The organism is Rhizobacter sp., assembly GCF_031412075.1.
Taxonomy (GTDB): Bacteria; Pseudomonadota; Gammaproteobacteria; order Burkholderiales; family Burkholderiaceae_C; genus Rhizobacter.
On the sequence record NZ_JANOCG010000307.1, the window covers coordinates 1 to 1,551 of the forward strand.

General features: G+C 69.4%; 1 protein-coding gene and 1 pseudogene. Both read right to left on the minus strand.

Annotated features, from left to right (window positions below; genetic code table 11):
- On the minus strand, positions 1-1,104 hold a 1,104-nt coding region (malQ, locus tag RMO40_RS11245), incomplete at its 3' end, for a 4-alpha-glucanotransferase (protein WP_309720729.1).
- A gap of 32 nt (positions 1,105-1,136) precedes the next feature.
- Positions 1,137-1,551: pseudogene (locus RMO40_RS11250) on the minus strand (hypothetical protein); the annotation flags it as partial.

Genomic DNA, 1,551 nt, shown 5'->3' on the forward strand with positions numbered 1-1,551 from the left:
AGCTTCGATCAGCTTTACCACGTCGGGGGTGATGAGGCCCAGGTCTTCCGCAATGATGGGCAAGCGACCGTTCACCTTCGCTGCGTCGCCGATGTTGCGCTCGATGGCCTCGAAGAGCGCGCGGCCTGGCCCCTCGACCCAACGGCCGACTTCGGCGCTCGGCGATGTGGCCGGAATCTCCCAGTAGCCGGCGAAGCCGCGGAAGTGGTCGATGCGCACGATGTCGGCCTGGGCCAGCACGTGCCTCACGCGCGCCGTCCACCAGGCGTGGTCTTCGGCGGCCATGCGGTCCCAGCGGTAGAGCGGGTTGCCCCAGCGCTGGCCTTCGGGGCCCAGCTTGTCGGGCGGCACACCGGCAATCACCGTGGGCAGGCCATCGGGGCCGAGGCTGTAGAGGTCGGGGCGCGACCAGACGTCGGCGCTGTTGTCGGCCACGTAGATCGGGATGTCGCCGATGAGGCGCACGCCGCGTTCGTTGGCATAGCGCTTCAAGTCCCTGCATTGCGCGTCCCAGCACCATTGCACGAAGCGCCAGTAGGCGATCTCTGTTTCGTGGCTCTGGCGGAAGGCCGCCAGCGCTGCGGCTTCGCGCTGGCGCAGTGCCGGTGCCCAGGCCCACCAGGGCTGCATGCCGTGGGCGTTGAAGAGCGCCATGAAAAGGGCGTAGTCGTCGAGCCACGTGGCTTCTTTCGCAGACCAGTGCGCAAACGCTTCGCGGTCGACAGCACTTGCACGCGCTTCAAAGCCGGCAGCAGCCGCGCGCAACTGGCCGTCGCGCCATGGGATGACACGGTTGAATTCGACGCGGTCGGTGCGAAATCCTTCGTCGGGCATCAGCGGCGGCGCGAGCCAGCCGCGCTCCACCAGCGGCTCGAGCGCCACCATCAGCGGGCTGCCGGCGAAAGCCGACGGGCTTTGGTACGGCGAGTCGCCGGGCCCGACAGGTGTGGTCGGCAGCCACTGCCAGAGCGTCTGGCCAGCGGTGACGAGCCAGTCGACGAAGCGGTAGGCGTCGGGGCCGAAGTCGCCGACGCCGTGCGGGCCGGGCAGCGACGTGAGGTGAAGCATGACGCCGGAGGCGCGTTCGACAGTGGCAGGAGGCATGGCGTGGTTGGATGCGCTTGGCGGCGTGGAGGTCACTGCGGCGCTTCGCTGCCGCGCAGCACGACGAGCCCGTGCGCCGGCACCAGGAACGGTGCATGGGCTCCGATGGGGGCGCCTTCGGCCAGTTCACCGGCGCTGCACAACGCCACCTGCCAGGCACCGACCGGCAGACGGAACGGCTGTGCAGTGGCTTCGGGGTTGAAGGCGATCAACAAATGGCGACCCCCCGCATCGGACGCCGCAGCAAGCGCCCGCACATCGTCCGGCGAAGCGTCGATGCGGCAGGCAAAAGCATGTTGGCCGGCGTCGTGCCAGTCGTGCACCTGCATCTCGGCGCCGGCCGGTGCCAGCCACGTCAAGCTGCGTTCGCCCGGCGCTGCGGGCGCATGCTGAAACCAGCGCGGATGGCGCAGCGCAGGCTCTTCGCGGCGCAGCGCGAGCACGCGT